General features: G+C 71.6%; 4 protein-coding genes. All 4 read left to right on the forward strand.

Translation table 11 applies throughout. The features are described from left to right. Positions 1 to 3 precede the first annotated feature (3 nt). Entirely contained in the window at positions 4 to 468 is a 465-nt protein-coding gene (locus D7Y15_RS43095) for a HEAT repeat domain-containing protein (protein WP_121756186.1), read from the forward strand. Positions 469 to 563: 95 nt separating this feature from the next. Further along, positions 564 to 1,091: a DivIVA domain-containing protein gene (locus tag D7Y15_RS43100; RefSeq protein WP_014397740.1), complete on the forward strand. Its 528-nt coding sequence runs from the start codon at positions 564 to 566 to the stop codon at positions 1,089 to 1,091. A gap of 10 nt (positions 1,092 to 1,101) precedes the next feature. After that, positions 1,102 to 1,401, forward strand: coding sequence for a DUF167 domain-containing protein (locus tag D7Y15_RS43105; protein WP_120581670.1), 300 nt, complete (start codon positions 1,102 to 1,104; stop codon positions 1,399 to 1,401). 8 nt (positions 1,402 to 1,409) lie between these two features. After that, positions 1,410 to 2,455: peptidase MA family metallohydrolase (locus tag D7Y15_RS43110; RefSeq protein WP_121756185.1), on the forward strand; the 1,046-nt coding region annotated here is incomplete at its 3' end.

Raw genomic sequence — 2,455 nt, forward strand, 5'->3', positions numbered from 1 at the left:
CCCGTGGAGCGCGTCGCCCCCGCCCGCCCCCCGGTGGATACCGGAACCTCCGGCGCCGCGGACCAGCCGCTCCTGAGGGGCCTGCTGTGGGCGGCGGAGCCCGCGCCGGAGGAGATCCGCACGCTCGCCATCGAGGACCTGGCGCTCCTGGGCGACCCGCGCGCCCTGGACCCGCTGGCCGCGTTCATCTGGGACCCGAACCCGCGCATCCAGCAGGCCGCGTTGCGCGCGGTGGCCCTCTTCCAGCACCGCCGCGCCGAAGAGATCCTGGGCAACGTCGTGCGCCACCCGCGCCTGCCGGACGCGCTCAAGATTCAAGCGCTGGGAGGTCTTCTGTATCAACGCACCCCCACCGCCCGCCGGGTGGTGCAGGACGTGGCCGCGGACAGCCGCGTGGGCTACGCGGTGCAGAACGCCGCGCGCTCGGTGGCGTCGCAGTGGGAAGCCGCCCCGGCCGCCGCGCCCTGAAACACGCCTGCCTGTCTGCTCTCCAGCCCTGACGCCCCTCTGCCCCGCCGGGCCGATTCCTGGAGTGCGCGCGTGTATGGGTTAGACTGGGGCGCATGAAGATCACCCCCCTCGACATCCGGCAGAAGCGCTTCGAGACGGTGATGCGCGGCTTCGCGCGTCCCGAAGTGGGCGCGTACCTGGAGCTGATCGCCGGCGAGTTCGAGGAGGTGGTGAAGGAGAACATCGCGCTCAAGGAGGAGCTGAAGCGCACGCAGGCGCGGCTCGAGCAGCATCAGGAGCGCGAGCGCACCCTCCAGGAGACGATGGTCACCGCCCAGCGCATCAGCGAGGACCTGAAGGACGCCGCGAAGAAGGAAGCGGAGATCATCATCGCGGACGCGGAGCACCAGGCGGAGAAGATCGTCCACGGCGCGCACCAGAGGCTGGTGCAGGTGGTGGAGGACATCAACGAGCTCAAGCGCCAGCGCACCCAGTTCGAGTCGCAGGTGCGCTCCGTGGTGGAGGCCCACCGCAAGCTGCTGGAGACGTTCGCCGCGCCCACCTTCGCGGACCGCGACTACGCGCGCGTGGAGGACAACGTCGCGTTCCTGTCGCAGAAGAAGGCCACCTCCAACGACTAGCGTTGCCCGCATGCCCGCCCCCTGGCTCAAAGCAGTGCAGACAGGGGTGGAGCTGACGGTGCTCGTCCAGCCGCGCGCGTCCCGCACCAGGGTGGTGGGCGAGCATGACGGCCAGCTGAAGATTCAACTCGCCGCGCCGCCCGTGGATGGCGAAGCGAATGCGGCCCTGGTGGAATTCATCGCCAAAACGCTGGGCGTGCCGCGTCGTCAGGTGACACTCGTGGCGGGTGACACGTCGCGCCGTAAGCGATTGAGGGTGGAAGGGGTTGATGCGGCGGCGGCCGAGGCTGTTATCTCTGGTGGACCGTGAGGCCACGCATGCTCCGCCTGTTCGCCTTCCTGATGATGCTGCTGGCCTCGCCGGGCGTGTTCGCGCAGGACGAAGGTCCGCGGGGCATCCACGCCACGGAGGCCGTCGTCACGGACGCCGCGCTCGTGCCCCACGCCCGCCCCGCCATCGTCGCGGGCGAGCTGAAGACGCAGCGCTTCGTCATCCTGCACACCGCGAAGGCGGCGGGCGCGGCCCGTGCGCTGGCCGGGCAGATTGAAGGCGTGCGGGACACCTTCGGCGCGATGCTGGGGCGCGACTGGCCGGGCACCACCGAAATCCGCCTGGGCGTGGGCCGCCAGGAATTCGAAGCGCTGGCGCTCCCCGGTGGCAAGCCTCCGGGCTGGGCCGTGGCGCTCGCCTACCCCGGGCATCAAATCATCCTGCTGGACGCGCTCAGCCTGAGCGACACGGAGGGGCCCACCACGCTGCGGCACGAGCTGGCGCACGTGGCGCTGGGCCAGCTGGCGAAGGACTGGCCGCGCTGGTTCCAGGAGGGCGTGGCGCAGAACCTCACGGACGAGCGCTACTCCGTCGCCCACTACAGCGCCCTCTTCCGCGCGGTGACTCAGGAGCGCGTCTTCCACTTCGAGGACCTGTCCGACGAATGGCCGGACGTGCCCGCGGACGTCGAAATCGCCTACGCGCAGAGCGCCGCCTTCGTGGCCTTCCTCACCGGCAAGCACGGCTCGCACGCCATGGGCCTGCTGGTGGACGGCGTGCGCGCGGGTGAGCCCTTCGAGCAGGCCTTCGGCAAGGCCTTCCGCACGTCGCTGCTGCTGGAGGAGCAGGACTGGCGCGAGGGGCTCGCGGCCCGCTACGGCTGGCTGCCGCTCACCACCAGCTCCGCGCTCCTGTGGCTCACCGCCTCCGTGCTGTGCGTGGCCGCCTTCGCGCGCCGGATGCGCCAGAAGGCCGCGAGGATGACGGAGCTGGCCGCGGAGGACGCCGCCGAGGACGCCGCGCTCCGCCTGCTCGCCGCCGCCCGCGCCGCGGGGCCCCTCCCCGTGGACGGCTCCGAGCCGCTGTCCCCCGC

It is taken from the genome of Corallococcus sp. AB030, from assembly GCF_003668965.1.
GTDB lineage: Bacteria > Myxococcota > Myxococcia > Myxococcales > Myxococcaceae > Corallococcus > Corallococcus exiguus.

Coding starts and splice junctions, on each gene's coding strand:
- D7Y15_RS43100 (WP_014397740.1), top strand. CDS start 564: ATGAAGATCACCCCCCTCGACATCCGGCAGAAGCGCTTCGAGACGGTG.
- D7Y15_RS43105 (WP_120581670.1), top strand. CDS start 1,102: ATGCCCGCCCCCTGGCTCAAAGCAGTGCAGACAGGGGTGGAGCTGACG.